Genomic DNA, 16,918 nt, shown 5'->3' on the forward strand with positions numbered 1-16,918 from the left:
TTCCCTATATTCCTGTTCGTTACATCTAAGTAGAAATAGCGCTATAAACTAAGTTCAATACGTACACCAACAAAGTATGACTTATCACTAGATGATGCACCTTGTTCATATACCTATTTTTACTATGGGCTCATTTTTATAAAGTGAAACTTTAATCAGTGGGGTTTTGTTCATCCCCTACCTAACTTCTTTGCTTCCGCTGAATTTTGAGGTGGGGGGCTTACTGCCCGGCAAATAGCGGGATAAATAAAAATTAAAAAATATGAATTCTAGCGTCATATCTTCATACTTACTAAGTTCAATTAATTTCTCAATAATTATGATGCCATATCCTATATATTTCCGTCTGCTGCTTAGATTTTTCTGTACTGTAAATGGCTTTCGCTATAACACCTCCAAGTGACCGGTTTCTATGACGGATAAGAAATTCCAACAAAAAAAGCCCTAATTAGGGCTTTTCATTCTATTTCTCCAGTAAAACTCTCTATGAAATTCCTAATAGAAAAAAGACACACTTAGATTGATGCGTCTTTTTGTGATGCCTCTTTTGTGAAATCATATAAAGCAATTGCGCCTAAAAGAACAAGTATCCCTTGAGGAACATCTAGCAAAATAGTTTTCCAAATTTCTGGAATTATCCATTTAATATCTGCTGCTGTTTCAAGATATGTTTGGAAATAGCTGATTGTAAAATTAATTATCCCTAAAAATACAAATAACGATAAACCAAATCGAATTAATTTCTTATTTGTAAACATATAACACCTCTCAAAATTCATTGGATATTCCTGCTTTTGCTTCTTTATATTTCTATATCTCTATATCTGATTTTAACACATAAAGAGCTCAAAAAAATACGATATGCATATTTGCATATCGTATTAACAACACTCCATGATAATTTAGAAATTCCTGCAAAGAAAAAACAACTCCGTTACAGCTAACAGCTCGGGTTTCTTTTCTTATTTAACTTCATACCACCAACATTTACGTTCTTTAATTGTAAAATAAATGTGACAGAAGTTTATCCAGTTAATGCGTAGACAAGTAAATGAGCTAAATTATCGATATTCTATTTCGCCATATCCGTAGCACTAATGACTTTACGCAAATTTGACAAGAAAAAATATATAGATAGGTATGATCCAGACCTATCTATAACATTACTTCTATTCTTTATCCAATTACGTCTTTTACGTCTGTATCCACTGGCCACTTTTCTAATGTATAAGCCATTTCCCAAAATGAATATTCATATTGACTGCTAATAATAAAATGCTGTTTCATACGTTTGCGGTCTGCCTCTGTTACTTTTTCAGCGATAGTATCTAAACGTGTAATTTGCTCTTCAACTAGCGTACGGAACCAATCAGATCCATAAGCAGAAATCCATTCGTTATAAATTGGCTCTTCCGGCTGGCACTCTTTTAAGCGTTCGCCAATTTCATAATACAACCAATAGCAAGGTAAAATTGCTGCAATGATATCTCCTAAATGCCCTTCATACGCAACACGATACATATGTGAAGTATACGCATATGCAGTTGGCGCAGGAATAAAATTATCTTTTTCTTCTTTCGTTATCCCTAGTTTTTTAGCAAAATTCTCATGTAAAGATAACTCTGCTTCATATGTATTTTGAGCATGATGTGCCATACGAGCTGTCGTCTCTAATTCAAGAGCTTTTGCAGCTCCTAAAGTTTGTACTCTAGCAAAATGACTCAAATAATATGAATCTTGAAGCACATAATAACGAAAACTAGCTAAATCTAACGTTCCTTCACCAAGTTTTTTTACAAAAGGATGGTTAAAACTCGCTTCCCAAATTGAATCTACTTCTTTACGTAATGATTGTGAAAAATTCATTTAAATCCCTCCAATAATATATAAAATATAAGTATTTATCCACAATTATTAAAGCTGTAAAATAAAAAAACTTTCTTTACAGGCGTAAAGAAAGTGAAATCGACAGTATTTATTTACTCATTAAATAGCAACGTCTTTCCCACTTCCCTACGCTGGCATTAACCAGATCAGGTACTAAGAGTCTCAAAATCACATTTGATCTCAGCCTATAAAAGGCCCCCCTAGTGGATAAATATTTTGTTTTTATAATGTATTCATCATAGCATACTTCGTGAAACTGTCAAAAAAATTCGTTATATAATTCCCTTAAAACCCTTCTTCTTTTCTAACTTTTAATGATGTTTCAATAATCATATCTAATAGTTTGCTATAACTAATCCCCGCTGCTTCTGCACTTTTGGGCAATAAACTTGATTGTGTCATCCCTGGTAATGTATTAATTTCCATTACATATGGAATTCCGTCCTTCACCATCATATCAACTCTTGCATAAACACTACATTTTAATGCTTTATAACAAGCAAGTGACGCTTTATTTACACGTTCCTTAATTTCTGCTGGAAGTTCGATAACTTCCTCAACTGTACTAGTATCATCATATTTTGCATTGTAGTCAAAGAACTCGGCTGCATGTCGAATTGAAACTATAGGTAACTGTTTTCCATCCAGAATTGAACATGTAATTTCATCACCTTTTATATACTTTTCAATTACTACTTCAGAATCCCATTCGAATACAGTTTCTAGCATTGAGATCAATTCATTTTTATTATAAACGATTTTCACTCCGACACTCGATCCGCCAGAGTTTGGTTTTACTACTAATGGAAATCCTAATTTATCTAACTCATCAAGATTTAGATCCTCCATTTTTGTAAGTTCAATCCAATCTGGTGTTTCTACACCTTCATAACGTAAAATCTTTTTCGAAATATTTTTATCCATACATATACTGCTAGATAACATATTACTTCCGCTATAAGGAATCCCTAAACTCTCCAGTGTTCCTTGAACTGTCCCATCTTCTCCGTATTTTCCGTGTAATGCGAGCAACGCAAAGTCAATGTCTTTCGCTTTTTCAACTAAATCTATTTTTTCATTTAATGTAATTGGAACTATTTCATACTTATTTTTATCTAAATGAGCAATCATTTCATTCCCCGTCATAATTGAAACTTGTTTTTCAGACGATACCCCGCCCATAATAACACCGATTTTCATTTTCTCAACTCCAAATTTCATTTTTTAATGTATCACCAATTATTTTAATTCCCCGAACTATTTCTTCTTCTTTCAAGCGCGAAAAACCTAATCGGAAAGTGTTCGCTCCTTCTCCATCAGAGTAAAAAACATCTCCAGGTGAAAACGTAACGCCTTTCTCATAACACTTTTGTAAAAGTGTGCGGGCATTCATATGCTCTTCTAGTTCTATAAATAAATGAAGTCCACCATCTCCAGTCATTCTTTTGAAATGAATGTACTGGTCACATGCCCCGACAGCTAACTCATATTTTTTCTTATAAACAGATCTTGCCTTTTTTAAATATTTCTCAAAATATCCCTCATGTAAATATTGAAACAGAACAGCTTGATCTAACGTAGATGTGTGGATCGTTCTTGCTCTTTTTACGCTTTCTAAATAATGAATCAGCTCTTTATCTGCAATAATCCAGCCTACACGTAAACCAGGGAAAAGTACCTTTGAAAAGCTACTAATATAAATCACATTATTGCCAGCTCCAGCAAAAGTTAATAATGGGGCTAAATGTGAACCTGAATAACGTAATTCTTCATTAAATCCGTCCTCTATAATAGGAACCTTGTATTTTGAGAATAACCTCATCAATTCCGTTCTTTTCTCTGAACTCGTAACAATACCGGTTGGATTATGATAAGAAGGAATTAAATAAGCAAAATCAAAATCTTTTTCACGCAAACTTTTTTCAACTTCATTCGTATCAATACCATCCTCATGCATATCAATCCCATGAACTTCAAGTCCATGTAAACGGAAAAGCTTAAGTGCAGCGTGGTGAGTTGGATTCTCACAAATGACACGCCCGGATTTTTTTGATAAAGAAGAGAGTACAATATCCAATCCTTCTGTAAATCCATTTGTAATTAGAATATCTTTATTCGAAATGTCTACACCTTTCATTTCCATGTAATGAAGTAAATAATTCATTAACGGTCTATATCCCTTTGCATATCCGTAGTTCAATACGATGTCTCCTTCAATGGACATACGAGTAAGAAAAGCTCTTTTGAAATTTTCAACATCAAATAGCTTCTCATCCGGGGCTATACTATTAAAAACAATCATTCCCTTTTCCCAACGAACACCATGTTTCATTAAATCTAATTCATCCGCTAATGCGGTCACTGTATTAAGTTTCTTTTTCCAATCTATTTCAACAGACGAAGTGTTAGATATATCCACCTTCGCAACAAAGTTCCCTTTTCCTTTAACTGCATAAATGAGTCCTTCTTGCTCTAAATCTGCATAAGCAGCGAGTACAGTGTTTCTACTCACACTTAGTAATTCACTTAGTTCCCTTGTTGATGGGATTTTTTGATTCCCGAGCAAATGCCCTTTCATAATCATCTTCTTCAAATAATCTTTCAACTGAATATAAACGGGACGATCTTTAACAACTTTAAAATCCTTAAACAATTCCTTACCCCCTGCAATCATTTTTGCATATTTATTTCATTCTCAAAAGGTCCACGACATATGTATTTTTTATAAAGGGCGGTACGTTCTTACAAATCTTTTCGATATAAGTTAATTACATCTTTTAAAGCTGCAGCTGCAGCGCCTCGTGGATTAGAAGCCCCACCAATTGTAGTAACTTGTCCCATCGTATCTGTAAAGAACGTAATTCCTTTTTCGGTCCCATTTACTTTTGCTAACGGATGATCTTTTTCTATTTCGCACGGTTCAACATTTAAATTGAAATTGCCACCCTCATCCTTATATGCTGATGCTATTAATTTAATAATTTTATGTTGTTCCTTAGCATTTCTAAATTGCTGTTTTGTAACGTGCTCGATTCCTTTTATATGTATATCAGTAAGTGTTTTCTCTGTTTCCATTAAGCTGTTTGTCAAAAGTAACAATTTACACGCACTATCTGAACCACTTATATCTAATATAGGGTTCGTCTCAGCAATTCCTTTATTTTGTGCTTCTTTCAGTGCTTCTTCAAATGTCATATCTTCCTCATACATTTTCGTAAGAATATAATTAGTTGTTCCATTTAATATTCCTTCTATTTTTTCAATACTGCAACCGGCTAAACTAAATTGTCCGATATCTAGTGTCGGTAGTGCAGCGGCTGTTGCACCGCTATATCGAATTCGTATATTTGCGCCTTTTGCTGCTTCATTTATTTCTCTCCAGTTTGTAACGAGCGCACCTTTAGAAATTGCTACTATATCCATCTGTTTTTCAATCGCTTGTTTCATATATTGTTTCCCTGGATTTCCATCTTTAAGATTTGTAACTGTTGATTCTACCAATACAGTACCACTTATGCTAGTTGTTGCACGTTCCTTCGGATGATACTCTAAATATTTTTCAATTGCAGCGGTACCGCCACCATACATTAATAAATGATGAAGTGATAAGCCATCTTCATTATGTATTGCAATATTTCTCCCTAATACGCCACTTACAACTAATTGAATCCCATATGTTTCATATATATATGAATATTTTTCATTTAATAATTTTATAAACTCTCTGCCTACTGTTCCGTATCCTGATAATACAACTTGAATTTTCATAATATCCCCCCATATTTTTCTACCAAATCCCTCTTTCAATATAATATAAAGCGCTCTCGAATTCCATCGAGAGCGCTTTATTATTACCTATTTCGGTAAACGTGATAGCTTTTCAGCAATTGTTCTATAAAACTCTTGAATGCTAGAAAAACCTAACGAGTCTGAAACACTTAATCCTACCATATCGAGATGATCCCAATTCGCTTTCGTTTCGATATGATTCCATTTTCCAATCTGTAATGACCCATTATTATTTACAGCAACATTAGAAGATGGTGCAATCATAGAATTCGTATTTACTACACCATCATTTTGCCACCAAGAAGTATCAACTAACGGACGGTTTTCTTCATATCTCGCATAAGAACCTAAGAAAAATGCATTCCCCATCAACACTTTATTCATCGTAATATGCGGTAAATGTAAACCTGTTATAGGTGCTGCTTGTGATGCATGTCCACTATAGGATAAATAATACACATCTGGTTGCGTCTTTACCCAATTATTTAACTCCTTTGCACCATCTGTACTTAAATCCCATTGACTTATATCTTTTGTATTTTTCCAAAGTGAACTATTTAGAATACGATTACTATATTGGAAAAAGGACTCTCCAGCATTTTTCTTTATACCCCATTGATCCAATTTAAAATCATATAATGATAAATTATTGTTTCCTCCAAAGCTTGCAGCTGTAATGAGTAAATCTTTAACGAACGGTAGCAGAAGACTACCATCCGCAAGTGTTGTACCGTTGTGAGGGGTTGCTAATGTTGTAACACTATGAACGTATGATTTTCCGCCTTCAAATAGTGGTGATATTTTGATGTCTGGGTGATTTTTCACATAATTCTTTTCTTCAAAACTACCTTCTTTTAATAGCTGTACTAATGTTCTAATCGTTTGTCCACCCATGCTATGTCCAACTAAATGAACTTTATTTGTTTCACTCCAATTCGGCGCAAAACCACTATAAGTTCTGCCAAAACGATTATGTCCATGTTTCTTAGCATGGACTGCACCATAGTCTACTGTCCCACCGCTAATTTGTGCATACAATTCACATGCACGATCCCAGTTACTAGAAACAGGTCCAACAGCTGCGGTATGTACCGTATAACCATTTCGTTTCAAATCTTCCTGTATATCATGAACACCACCCCAATATTTTACGCCAAGCATTTCTTCTCTACCCCATCCAGCAAATCCATTCACCAATATGATAGGATAATTATTTTGTTGCCTCTCTTCAGCGTATGATATTTTCGCTGCGAATGAACATACGGTCACTAATGCAAAAAAACATATTTTTAAAAATAACTTCCCCATACTTTCTCCCCCTAATAAAACGTTTACATTTTTCTTTTTTAAAAAATTAACAGAATATTTTAACAACTTAAACATAATGTAAAGTATTTTATATACGTTGTATATATAGAAAACATATAAAAATGTTGATAAATATTAATTCAAGTGAGTATTTACTTTTTACAATATAACTTGTAAATCTATTTATTTAGATTTATAATTAGATATAGTTTCCTCATGTTAAAAAGATTTAAAAACCATAAGAAAACTAATCTCATTGCTTGAAAAGGAGGAAAAATCATGCAAATCGGATCAAATATTCATACATTGTCTCAACCTACTAAAATAACTCCATCTAATCTTGAGCATAATACTATCTCTTCTACTAAACTTGAAAGTAAGAAAATAAATGATCCTATCAAGTTTGATATTCGTTTATCTGAAAAAGAAATGAAACAGCCTGAGCATAAATTTAATGAATTAGATTTATGGAAGATGTTAAAGGATAAAGGTGTTCCCTTATGGATCATCCTTGAAATGCTACAAAAGGCTCGTAAAGAAAAAGAAGCCCAAAATAATTCAGTTCAAAATTCAAATGGGATTGAGGAAACGAGTGAGACTCGATTAAATGAAGTAATGTAAGTTATTTAAACGGTATTAAAAAGGGCTCGAGGTTGATAAAGTATCCATCAACCTCGAGCTCTTTTTTAAGATTTTTCTCCAATCGTTACAAACTGAATTGATACCTCATCTCTATAACCTTCAATTAACTTTCTTACTTTTACTTTTTCATTAATCAACGTATTATCTGTCGATATTTTAGGGTTTTCATCACCTAATGACTTTTTCAAGTGTAGAAATTGCATATTCGTTTCATTTGCTTTTATTTCTTTATACACACTATTTTTCGCCACAACGATATACCATAGTGCTCCATAGTCACGTTTATTGCCAAGCCAAACATCACTACCATATGTAACAGGTATCTTGTTTCCTTCTATTTCAATACTTTTTATATTCTTTTCTTCTTCATTTATAAATAATAGGGAACTTTCTTTTGGAAAATTCGGCAACGTATCTAACGTTTTAGAAAGGGATGCTTGATCACGTTTACGAAAAAGCTTTGCATTCATCATCGCTTGTGCAGTAGATTCATTTATTATCAGAACCCTTTTTTGGTCAAATCTACCTGTTTTCACTGCAAAAGCTTCCTGTTCTTTCGTGTTTTCCTTATAACGATTCATAATTGCTCCAGTATGATTCTCATCTCCAATGATTAATACACCGTTAGCTGGAAATCTGTTTTCGTTTTTAGAGCATGCACTTACACTTAATAACAATAATATACTTAATATGAAAATAGATAATTGTTTTTTCATCACAGTTCCTTCCATAACTTCAAATTGTTTTTTTACATGCTTTTCTGCAATCTTACTTGCTGATTTTCTCTATTGTTCCATTGTCTTATGAAGCTTTTGTAAATAACGCCAACGAGTTATAAAGAAATATAAAACTTGTATACATATAAATGAAATTAAAATGACGATAGAGCTATTTAGAATAGAAAAATCGACTAATTGTTGTAATGCCATATAAGCGACTACAGTATGTATTACTGCAACGACAATTGGTAAGAAAAACATTAATAATAACTGTCTCGTTACAACTTTCTTTAGCTCCCGTTTACTTAACCCCATTTTCGAAATCATTTTATACTGCTGTTGATCACGATTCAAATCAGTATATAATCGGAAATAAATAAAACTAGCAGCAAATGTGAAGAAAACGATTCCGACTAAAACACTAGCCATAAGTAATAACCCATTCGTTTGTTTTGCACTTAACAACTCTATTGTTAGTGCTCTAAATTCAAAATGTATATCTCTAGGTTCTTGATCAAATATATTATTTAATTGGTTTGAAACCTCTTTCGTTTTTATCCAATCATCTACAACAAATCCGTAAGTACGATATTGAATAATATCTTCATTATCTGGACCACTATTAAGTGGAATTCCATCATATACATGATCTTGAATAGCAATATATATCCCTTTCGTATCATGTGGCAAAACTAAATTATCGACAGTTTTTTTCACATGAAATGTCTTTGTCCAATCGCCTTGAATGACTTCAATATTCTTCTTATAATCACCATTTTTAAATTCTTGTTTTTGTGATACCATTCCAGGAATTAATAACATTTCATCTTCTTTTTCAATCATTTCTTGTTGATATCCAAGTGCTCTCGCAAGTTCGTTATACTCACTTAATTTCATTACATATACATTGCTTTCCGTATATATATATGAAGAGGAAGCCATTCGATATGGAATATTAGCATCAGCCAGATGTTTTTTTATAATAGAGAGATGTTTATCCGCTATTTTGTTGTTTTCAGGAGCCATGTATAGTAACGTATACGGATTCGTCATTCTTACTAAATCTTTATTTCCAAGAGCAGCTGTTGTACCAATAGCTGTAAATGCAACTGCTGAAATAATAGATACAATAAAAAACATCGTTGCATTATCTTTCATACGGTAAATTAATTCAGAAAACGTTAATATATTTGTTCTTTTTAAAAAGAAAGATTCTCTCCTTTTAGCAAGGTGCAATATATAAACGCTACACTGTGTATATAAAAAGTACGTTCCTATAATTACTAGGAGCACACCTATTCCAAGCGTAATAAAATTGGTACTTGGTATGAAGCGAAATACTGAAAAATATCCATATCCTATACTAATTAAAGAAAGTAGCGATAATAAAACTGAAGATTTCGGTTCAGGTTTTGGCTTTTCCTCTGCTCGAATAAGTTCCACAAGTTCCGTTACTTTTATCATTTTAAATGTAAATAATGAAACAATTAAAAACAAGAAAAGAAATGTGATAATTGTTAATAATACAGCCCACACTGGTATATAAAAAGGTAAACCATTATTAATCATTAATACACTTGCACTTATCAATAAGACTAGTTTAGAAAATATGAGTCCAATGAAAATCCCTATACAAATTGAACCAAGTCCAATCAACATATTTTCAATTAATAATAATTTCTTAAGTTGTCTCATTGACATACCTTGCATCATTAAAACGCCAAATTCTTTCTTACGGGTTTTTAAAAACGAACTAACTGAATATAAAATGAAGAAAAATGAAAATACAAAAATCAATCCTTGCGAAACTGAAAATCCCAATGTACCAAATGCACTTATTGTTGCACTTGTCGATTTCAACTCACCTTGTAAATCAGGATGAAATAATAAAAGAGCATACGTAAAGAAAATCATAATAGAAAATGCACTACTTAAAAAATGGGCAGCATATGTACGCTTATTGCGAAAAATATTATTAAATGCGAACTGACGAAAAGTCATGCCTTTTCCCTCCTAACAAAGAAAGGACATCCATAATCTTTTGATAAAAAGTTTGCCTACTTTCACCACAATAAATTTCGTTATATAGTTGACCATCTTTAATAAAAATTACTCGGCTGCAAAAGCTCGCTGCATACGGATCATGTGTAACTAACATCATCGTTGCTTTTTCTTCTTTATTTAGAGTATCCAGCATCTCCATTACATCATTTGAAGATTTAGAGTCCAAGTTCCCTGTTGGTTCATCTGCAAGTAATAATTGCGGCTTATGAACGATCGCACGAGCGATTGCTGTTCTTTGAGCTTGTCCCCCTGATATTTCAAATGTTCTTTTATTCAAGATATCTGTAATATTTAACTTCTCTGCAATCTCTTCCAATCGCTTGTTCATTTCTTGCACGGAAACACCATCTAAAGTCATCGGCAATACGATGTTTTCTTTTACAGTAAGTGTGCTAAGAAGATTAAATGATTGAAAAACAAATCCTAATTGTTTTCTGCGGAATAACGCTAAATCTTCTGATGATAATTGGAAAGGATTTGTGCCATTTATTAAAATTTCTCCCGATGATGGAGAATCAATAGTAGATACCATATTTAATAACGTTGTTTTTCCACTACCAGATGGCCCCATAATCCCTACAAATTCACCTTCTTGAATTGATAAATCAATATCAACTAATGCTTTATAAGGTACTTTCCCTTTATATACTTTACTAATACTTTTTGCATGTAAAATTCCCATGTATATTCTCCCTTCATTTGCACGTCTCATAACAGAGTGTAAATGAATTGTCTTACAGCTCATATTGATTCGTCTTTCATTTATCTTACACGCTTGTAAGATTTCTAAAAAAACTGATAATAAAACTATTTTCAAACTGAAATTAACGCATAACTATCTTATAATAATTGTATAGTAGCAGGAAATACAAAGTATATGAAACCTTTATTATATAAATGAGAAAAGACCGATTGCTTTATCGGTCTTTTACTACCCAACGTTATATTTTTATCCACTCAGATCTTCTCAATATATAATGATTACATATTTGATTTTCTATCCTCTGTTGGCTCTTATAAATAAACCCACATTTTTCAATAACTTTATTTGATGCTACATTGTTAATTAAAGCAATTGCGTTAAGGTGATCTACATTCGTTTTTCCAAACAAATAGTTAATCATTCCTTTAGTTGCTTTCGTTGCATAACCATTATTATGATATTCACTTGAAACTGCATACATAATTTCTCTATTTGGTAAAGGAAGTTCATCTTTAATACCCGTACAGCACCATCCAATAAATTCATTTGTGGTTTTCTTAAATATTCCTAGTTTTAATATGTGATCATCTATGTTAGTCGTAGTTCTCACTGCATGAAGAAACGCTTTATTTTCTGGTATTTCATAATTTACAACCCAATTAACCCTTTGTTCTTTTGCTGATTTCCAGTCTGGTAAAAACTTTTCTATTTCTGATTGATTGGATATGTTATAAATACTCTCTGCATCTTTGACCGTAAACTCTTGTAGGTATATATCTCCACAATCTATTTTAAATAACTTAGTGAATCTCTCTTCATCCATGTTAATCCCCCTTACTTACATTAAAGCTCCTTAATCTGCTTCGTAAGTTCCATAAACCGTTCATCCAGTGCTTTATATTCTTTGTCGTTAGAAGTTAAAAAGCTTAATTTCCCTAGTACTTCTTGTCTCTCTGTTTCTAACGTTAAACGTAGCTCTTCAATATCATCTCTTGTTTTCGTAGGTTCTTCTAGCTGCTTTTGTATCGTATTGTTTGAAAACACGAGTTTTGTGTTAGTTGTTTTCTCCAAAAAATATCGATCGTGAGATACAATTACTAATGTTCCGTTATACTCAGCTAATGTATTTTCAAGTTGTTCACGTGAAGGTAGATCCAAGTGATTCGTCGGTTCGTCTAAAATGAGTACATCTTTTTCATCTAAAATATAAGCCATTAGCTTACATTTTACTCTTTCTCCCATACTCATATGCTCAATCGACTCTTTCCATTGAGAAGCTTGGAACCCTAAATGTTTCATTAAATTTTGGACTTTTCCTCTTTCTTCAAACGTCTCTTTAAAAAATAAATTTTCTGGTGTTTTATCAAGCGGTAAATCAAAAACTTCTTGTGTTAAATAGCCGATGTTCGCAGATGGTGAAATCCATATTTCTCCTTCAGCAGTTTCCGTTCCCATAATCATCTTCAGTAATGTTGTTTTCCCACTACCGTTTGGTCCAACAATCGCAACTTTCTCACCGTGCTGAATTGTAAAATTAACGTTTTCAAATAATACTTTCCCATGAAAGTCTTTTTTTAATTGCTTCACTTCTAAAAAACGTTTTCCTACTTTTTTGTTCGCTTGAATAGAAAACTCAACTGAATACTCTTCTTTCACACGTTCTACTTTCGCTTTCTCCAGCTCTTTTTCAAGTCGTTTTCGTTTTGACTTCACTTGTGCATCCATTCGCTTCGCTTTTACACGATAGAATTCTTTCACACCTTCTTGTTTTGTAGACTGCGCGTGTGCCTTTTGTGACCATGAACTCAATTCTTTTATATGTGTTTCTACTTGTTCTATCTTTTTTTGTTGCTTTTCATATTCACGCTGCTGCGACTTTCTTTTTTGCTCACGTGCTTTCATGTAGCTCGTATAATTACCACTATGCTCAATTAATTTTTTGTCCTCAATTGACCATATTTTTGTTGCGACAACATCTAAAAAATATCGATCATGCGATACAACGATAACTGTACCTTTCATGTTTTTTATTTGTTTAATGAGAAATCCCGTACTGATCTCATCTAAATGATTTGTCGGTTCGTCTAATATTAAGACATTAGGATTTTCAGCAAATCCTTTTGCTAATCGAATTTTCAGCTTTTCACCACCACTTAAAGTATGAAAATCGTTCGTTGGCACGCCCCATTTTGCAAGAAGTTCTGCTTCTTTTGCAATTACATCATTACTAATAAAAGATTCTATTTCTTGCTCAACATATGCTGTTGTCATATTCATTTGCATCCATTCAACAGTACCTTTTGAAGGTTCAATCTTCCCATTTATTAATTGAAGTAACGTTGATTTACCAGCACCATTTTTACCGATTAATCCGATAACATCCCCTTGTTTTACTGTCACATTCATTTTCTCTAACAACATATTTTCTTTTATTTCAACATAAACATCATTTAATTTTAATAGTTCTTTCATAAATACCGATCCCTTTCATTAAGGGAGAATAAAAAATCCTCCCAAATAAATTTGGCAGGATTAGTCATTACATTATTTATACCCAAATAAGCTATTGCGCAATATAAATAGCAATACCGTTGTATGGAAATTGGGCAGACTAATCCTATTTTTTAGAAATTGAAATTTATTGAATTTCAACATTTAAAAATAAGATTAGTTAATCATCGTCCACCCATCATTCCTTTCCGTCGTTAATAACCATATTGTACCATACTAGTACTGTATGAGTAAATGCAATTATATGTGCTGTTAAAAAGATTGCTTTCTTTTAGGTTTATTTATCATTCCTTAACTTCATGTTGAATAAGCACAAGTTACATTGATTGTAATACGTCCTTTAGATTTCCCCAGTAGTAAACTTCTAAGCACTCTCTATTATATAAAGTGAAACTTTAATCAGTGGGGGTTTTCTTCATCCCCACTGATTATTAGTTGAACCAATCGGACTTTAATGGGCAGCCCGACCCCCACCTAATTTCTTTGCTTTCGCTGAATTTTGAGGTGGGGGTCTTACTGCCCATTAAAGCGGGATAAATTTTGTATAAAAACAAAATGTTATTCACTATCCAATAATCACTTATTGTTTTTCGATAAATTTTTATTGATTATTCCCTTGTAATAAGCTATTATATCTTTACAGAAAATATTAATGTAAGGATTGAATTTATGGACAGGACATTAAAAATCACAAAGTTAAATATGTTTTTAAGGATTTTTCTCGTCCCGATTATAGTAGGGATAATTGTTGGTATACTAACTAAATTGGGGCAAGGTATACTTCCTGGACATTGGAATTCATTAGCTAATCTAGGAAGCGTTTGGTTAGTTCCATCCTTTTTTGTGGCTAGCTTTAGTTATTCTAAGCGTACAGCTATACTTTCTGGTATCCTTGCACTACTCGGTATGGTATTAGGCTACTATGGTTATGCAATAGTTATTAAAAATGTAGCTCACTCTATTTATTTTATATCCGTATGGATTGTATGTGCATGTATAGGAGGAACTATCTTTGGAGTTGCAGGTTTTCTATGGAAAGATACTACGGATCCACTTCATAAATTCGGAAGCGCGCTTATTAGTGGCGTTTTTGTAACGGATGGACTTCACATTCTTTTAAATTTTGAAGACTATAGTCACATGTTACCTGTTGGATATACCGAAGTCATAGTCGGGATTATCTTGATTCTTGTATTAGAACGCTCTAATGCTAATCGAATTTCTTCTTTCTTAATGATGGTTCCTATCACTATTTTAGGATTAATTGGATATAAATTATTAAGTTTGTTTACTTAATTAAAATTCATGAAGCTAGCTCTTTCAAAGGGCGAGCTTTTTTCTTACAAAAAACTATTTAAATATTAATAAATTATTAAAAACCTCTCATTTAACAGCCTTATTTATTATTGTGTCATTACACATACTTACACGACCTTTTATTAGGATCATACCAGTCTTTTATATCATTTTATTTAATCCATATAAAGTAAGGCTAAAAAACTTATTTCAAAAGCTCTTTAGCCTGAGTCATTTTTACACATTTAAAATTTAATACGTACAACGGTACCTTTACCAACTTCTGAATGGATTTCTACACTATGTCCTAATTGCTTCGTAATTTCATGTACGAGATATAGCCCCATTCCAGTTGATTCTTTAAAATCTCTACCATTTTCTCCTGTAAAGAAAGGTTTAAACACTCTTGGTAAATCTTGCTTCGGTATTCCTACACCATTATCAGCAATTTCAAGTATAACATTATTACCTTCCTTACAAGCTTTCACTTTAATCTTCTCTCTACTACCAGATGAATATTTAATCGCATTCGATAGTATTTGTCCAATTAAAAATTGTAACCATTTCGCATCACTTTCTACTGTAATGTCCTTATCAATTTCAAGCTCTGGATATACAAAATTCCGGATAAAGAACCGTTTATGCTCATGTACCGAATCATTCACTATTTTATATAGTTGTACTCTTTCTACATAAAAATCTTGTGTAAATGCTTCTAAACGTGCGACATACAGAGCCATTTCTAATCCCTTTTTTAATCGATCAGTTTCCTCATTTATACTTTCAAAACGTGAATCTACTTCATCCTGTGTAATTAATTCTATTACAGATAAAGGTGTTTTCATTTGATGAATCCACTGATTCATAAAGGTTAGATGGTCATTATTTTTTCTCTCTTGCATTTGCAGCTGATTTTGATAATGTCGATATTGCACCTCAAGTAGTTCTTGAAGAGCAGCCGATACAGCTGCAAAATCAGATTTTTGAACAGATTCATCCAAAGATTGCATCGGGTTTGCTAAGCGTTCATAAAAAGAACGATGTGTAAAATAACGAAACATTAAATAACTTCCCATAAAGAAAACACCTAGAAACATTGCATATAACGCCGTTGTAATATGATTATGCCCATCAAACCAATATACGAGAAATATAGCTAGTAGTTGAATTATAGTAAAGCAAATAAGTGGTATATGATCACGTATAAACAACCTTATCATTTTTCTATACCAGTATCCCAAGTAATATGCAATCTATATCCAACACTACGAATCGTTTCAATCGCACCTTCTATATGTAACGTTTGTAACTTTTTACGCACACGTGTTGTATTTACACTTAATGTATTATCATCAACATAAGATTCGCTATCCCATAATTTATTTAACAACACTTCCCTACTCACAACACGCGGATAATTTTTCATTAATGTCTCTAATAAAATAGCTTCGTTTCTCGTTATATCAATCTCTTCGTTTCTAAGTTTCAATACAAGTCTTTCAGGATATAAACAAAGGCCTTGTTGCTCAATCATTCGCTCTTCTAGTTTCGGTGCATAATCTCCATATGCACGTCTTAAATGACTACGAATTTTCGCCACTACAACTTCATAATGAAAAGGCTTCGGAATAAAATCATCGCCACCGTTTTCTAACGCCATAACTTGATCCATCGTACCTTCACGAGCCGAAATGAATAGTATCGGACATGTAGAAACACCACGAATTTGACGACACCAAAAGTAACCATCAAAACTCGGTAAATTAATATCTAATAAAACTAACTCTGGTTGTTCATCTAAAAAAATGTCTAATACATTTTGAAAGTCCGATACAATAACTCCTTGATAACCATATTTCGCAACATATGTTGATAATAGTTCTGCAATTTTCATATCGTCTTCTACAATCATAATTTTGACCATTATTGAACTCCTTTTTAATCCACAATCTCAAATATACTTATATAAAATAAATACTACCTCTTTTCACAAAATCCG

Annotated in this window: 15 protein-coding genes and 1 riboswitch; of the genes, 2 read left to right on the plus strand and 13 right to left on the minus strand. The window is 32.6% G+C overall.

The window, feature by feature from the left end; genetic code table 11:
- Positions 1-515: 515 nt before the first annotated feature.
- The 6 genes from M1D66_RS14335 to M1D66_RS14360 form a co-directional block, all read right to left on the minus strand.
- Positions 516-779: a DUF3937 family protein gene (locus M1D66_RS14335; protein WP_016122577.1), complete on the minus strand. Its 264-nt coding sequence runs from the start codon at positions 777-779 to the stop codon at positions 516-518.
- Between the two features lie 397 nt (positions 780-1,176).
- Positions 1,177-1,866, minus strand: a complete 690-nt coding sequence (gene tenA / locus M1D66_RS14340) for a thiaminase II (protein ID WP_086411803.1) — start codon at positions 1,864-1,866, stop codon at positions 1,177-1,179.
- Positions 1,867-1,993: 127 nt separating this feature from the next.
- Positions 1,994-2,099: riboswitch (TPP riboswitch) on the minus strand.
- A gap of 73 nt (positions 2,100-2,172) precedes the next feature.
- Complete coding sequence (locus M1D66_RS14345; protein ID WP_002025855.1) at positions 2,173-3,087, minus strand: D-alanine--D-alanine ligase; 915 nt, start codon at positions 3,085-3,087, stop codon at positions 2,173-2,175.
- 4 nt (positions 3,088-3,091) lie between these two features.
- On the minus strand, positions 3,092-4,540 hold the full coding sequence (pdxR, locus tag M1D66_RS14350) for a MocR-like pyridoxine biosynthesis transcription factor PdxR (RefSeq protein WP_000471634.1): 1,449 nt from the start codon (positions 4,538-4,540) through the stop codon (positions 3,092-3,094).
- 89 nt (positions 4,541-4,629) lie between these two features.
- Positions 4,630-5,655: a homoserine dehydrogenase gene (locus M1D66_RS14355; protein ID WP_242554542.1), complete on the minus strand. Its 1,026-nt coding sequence runs from the start codon at positions 5,653-5,655 to the stop codon at positions 4,630-4,632.
- Positions 5,656-5,742: 87 nt separating this feature from the next.
- Entirely contained in the window at positions 5,743-6,984 is a 1,242-nt protein-coding gene (locus M1D66_RS14360) for an esterase/lipase family protein (RefSeq protein ID WP_242554543.1), read from the minus strand.
- 279 nt (positions 6,985-7,263) lie between these two features.
- Here M1D66_RS14360 and M1D66_RS14365 point away from each other — a divergent pair, with 279 nt between their 5' ends.
- Positions 7,264-7,605, plus strand: a complete 342-nt coding sequence (locus tag M1D66_RS14365; RefSeq protein WP_001165494.1) for a DUF3914 domain-containing protein — start codon at positions 7,264-7,266, stop codon at positions 7,603-7,605.
- Between the two features lie 65 nt (positions 7,606-7,670).
- Here the strand turns inward: M1D66_RS14365 and M1D66_RS14370 are convergent, their stop codons facing one another.
- The 5 genes from M1D66_RS14370 to abc-f form a co-directional block, all read right to left on the minus strand.
- Positions 7,671-8,342, minus strand: coding sequence for a lipoprotein BA_5634 family protein (locus tag M1D66_RS14370; RefSeq protein WP_212125766.1), 672 nt, complete (start codon positions 8,340-8,342; stop codon positions 7,671-7,673).
- A 69-nt stretch (positions 8,343-8,411) separates the two neighbouring features.
- Positions 8,412-10,346 carry an ABC transporter permease gene (locus M1D66_RS14375; RefSeq protein ID WP_212125767.1) on the minus strand — a complete coding sequence of 645 codons (1,935 nt, stop codon included), beginning with the start codon at positions 10,344-10,346 and terminating at the stop codon, positions 8,412-8,414.
- A complete protein-coding gene (locus M1D66_RS14380) occupies positions 10,321-11,091 on the minus strand; it encodes an ABC transporter ATP-binding protein (protein ID WP_173602374.1) in 771 nt (256 codons plus the stop codon). Before M1D66_RS14380 ends, M1D66_RS14375 begins: the two co-directional genes overlap by 26 nt.
- A 259-nt stretch (positions 11,092-11,350) precedes the next feature.
- Positions 11,351-11,935 (minus strand): GNAT family N-acetyltransferase, encoded by a 585-nt coding sequence (locus M1D66_RS14385; RefSeq protein WP_212125768.1) that lies wholly within the window; start codon positions 11,933-11,935, stop codon positions 11,351-11,353.
- A 20-nt stretch (positions 11,936-11,955) separates the two neighbouring features.
- The gene (gene abc-f, locus M1D66_RS14390) at positions 11,956-13,584 is read right to left on the minus strand and encodes a ribosomal protection-like ABC-F family protein (protein WP_212125769.1); all 1,629 of its coding nucleotides are present in this window, start codon (positions 13,582-13,584) and stop codon (positions 11,956-11,958) included.
- Between the two features lie 708 nt (positions 13,585-14,292).
- Here abc-f and M1D66_RS14395 point away from each other — a divergent pair.
- The gene (locus M1D66_RS14395) at positions 14,293-14,919 is read left to right on the plus strand and encodes a DUF6518 family protein (protein ID WP_000376271.1); all 627 of its coding nucleotides are present in this window, start codon (positions 14,293-14,295) and stop codon (positions 14,917-14,919) included.
- 245 nt (positions 14,920-15,164) lie between these two features.
- On the opposite strand, the gene M1D66_RS14400 is transcribed toward M1D66_RS14395, so the two are convergent.
- Both M1D66_RS14400 and M1D66_RS14405 read right to left on the minus strand, forming a co-directional pair.
- A complete protein-coding gene (locus M1D66_RS14400) occupies positions 15,165-16,139 on the minus strand; it encodes a sensor histidine kinase (protein WP_212125770.1) in 975 nt (324 codons plus the stop codon).
- A complete protein-coding gene (locus M1D66_RS14405; RefSeq protein WP_000239007.1) occupies positions 16,136-16,843 on the minus strand; it encodes a response regulator transcription factor in 708 nt (235 codons plus the stop codon). The genes M1D66_RS14400 and M1D66_RS14405 overlap by 4 nt, the downstream gene beginning before the upstream one ends.
- Positions 16,844-16,918 lie beyond the last annotated feature (75 nt).

This window comes from Bacillus sp. PK6-16 (assembly GCF_056530295.1).

What these genes read in the sequence shown, in the direction of transcription:
- M1D66_RS14400 (WP_212125770.1), bottom strand. Translation starts at nt 16,139, where the DNA reads ATGATAAGGTTGTTTATACGTGATCATATACCACTTATTTGCTTTACT.
- M1D66_RS14380 (WP_173602374.1), bottom strand. Translation starts at nt 11,091, where the DNA reads ATGGGAATTTTACATGCAAAAAGTATTAGTAAAGTATATAAAGGGAAA.
- abc-f (WP_212125769.1), bottom strand. Translation starts at nt 13,584, where the DNA reads ATGAAAGAACTATTAAAATTAAATGATGTTTATGTTGAAATAAAAGAA.
- M1D66_RS14395 (WP_000376271.1), top strand. Translation starts at nt 14,293, where the DNA reads ATGGACAGGACATTAAAAATCACAAAGTTAAATATGTTTTTAAGGATT.
- M1D66_RS14360 (WP_242554543.1), bottom strand. Translation starts at nt 6,984, where the DNA reads ATGGGGAAGTTATTTTTAAAAATATGTTTTTTTGCATTAGTGACCGTA.
- M1D66_RS14370 (WP_212125766.1), bottom strand. Translation starts at nt 8,342, where the DNA reads ATGAAAAAACAATTATCTATTTTCATATTAAGTATATTATTGTTATTA.
- M1D66_RS14335 (WP_016122577.1), bottom strand. Translation starts at nt 779, where the DNA reads ATGAATTTTGAGAGGTGTTATATGTTTACAAATAAGAAATTAATTCGA.
- M1D66_RS14365 (WP_001165494.1), top strand. Translation starts at nt 7,264, where the DNA reads ATGCAAATCGGATCAAATATTCATACATTGTCTCAACCTACTAAAATA.
- M1D66_RS14355 (WP_242554542.1), bottom strand. Translation starts at nt 5,655, where the DNA reads ATGAAAATTCAAGTTGTATTATCAGGATACGGAACAGTAGGCAGAGAG.
- M1D66_RS14345 (WP_002025855.1), bottom strand. Translation starts at nt 3,087, where the DNA reads ATGAAAATCGGTGTTATTATGGGCGGGGTATCGTCTGAAAAACAAGTT.
- M1D66_RS14405 (WP_000239007.1), bottom strand. Translation starts at nt 16,843, where the DNA reads ATGGTCAAAATTATGATTGTAGAAGACGATATGAAAATTGCAGAACTA.
- M1D66_RS14375 (WP_212125767.1), bottom strand. Translation starts at nt 10,346, where the DNA reads ATGACTTTTCGTCAGTTCGCATTTAATAATATTTTTCGCAATAAGCGT.
- M1D66_RS14385 (WP_212125768.1), bottom strand. Translation starts at nt 11,935, where the DNA reads ATGGATGAAGAGAGATTCACTAAGTTATTTAAAATAGATTGTGGAGAT.
- tenA (WP_086411803.1), bottom strand. Translation starts at nt 1,866, where the DNA reads ATGAATTTTTCACAATCATTACGTAAAGAAGTAGATTCAATTTGGGAA.